We start from the raw sequence: 761 nt of genomic DNA on the forward strand, positions 1-761 counted from the left end.
TTTTATGACTTTAGTCAGTTGAGCTCGCGAAGCGTGCGAAACATAAAACCACCCGCTATGCGGGTGGAGGGATCAAGGGTTTTACCAAATAAGACCATTCCTATAAAATTGAGATGTTCAGGCTCAATGGAAAGGAATGGTCTTAGATGGCAAACAAAAGTTATAGTCTAGCTCACACAAAGTGGATGTGCAAATATCACATTGTGTTCACCCCGAAGTATAGACGGAAAGAGATCTATAATCAAGTAAGGAAAGACTTGATCGAGATCTTCAAACGTTTGTGTAAATACAAGGGAGTGGAGATCATAGAAGGTCACATGATGCCAGATCATGTGCATATGCTCGTAGCGATTCCGCCAAAAATCTCAGTATCCTCGTTCATGGGCTACCTGAAGGGGAAGAGCTCACTGATGATATTTGAGAAGCACGCTAGCTTAAAGTACAAGTATGGTAATCGGAAATTTTGGGCGGAGGGATACTACGTGAGTACCGTAGGCTTAAATGAAGCTACGGTAGCAAAATATATACGTGAACAAGAAGCACATGACCAAGCTATTGATAAACTGAGTGTAAAAGAATACGAGGATCCATTCAGTAGAAACAGTAACAAGAAAAAGTAAACCAGTTTAACTGGTATGTGAAAGTGACAAAAACACTGAGCCTGAACAATTTATTGTCAGGCTAGCGTCTTTAGGCGCAGTTTGGCAACAAGGGGTTATACCCCAAGAGCAAACCACCCGTTGGACGGGTGGTTCTGATTT

The 761-nt window shown here is 41.9% G+C and carries 1 protein-coding gene; it reads left to right on the plus strand.

The window, feature by feature from the left end; all coding sequences use genetic code 11:
• Positions 1-146: 146 nt before the first annotated feature.
• Positions 147-620, plus strand: coding sequence for an IS200/IS605 family transposase (gene tnpA / locus BN1234_RS16840; RefSeq protein ID WP_054957815.1), 474 nt, complete (start codon positions 147-149; stop codon positions 618-620).
• Positions 621-761: the final 141 nt, after the last annotated feature.

It is taken from the genome of Paenibacillus dakarensis (assembly GCF_001373415.1).
GTDB lineage: Bacteria > Bacillota > Bacilli > Paenibacillales > Paenibacillaceae > Paenibacillus_AQ > Paenibacillus_AQ dakarensis.

What these genes read in the sequence shown, in the direction of transcription:
- tnpA (WP_054957815.1), top strand. Translation starts at nt 147, where the DNA reads ATGGCAAACAAAAGTTATAGTCTAGCTCACACAAAGTGGATGTGCAAA.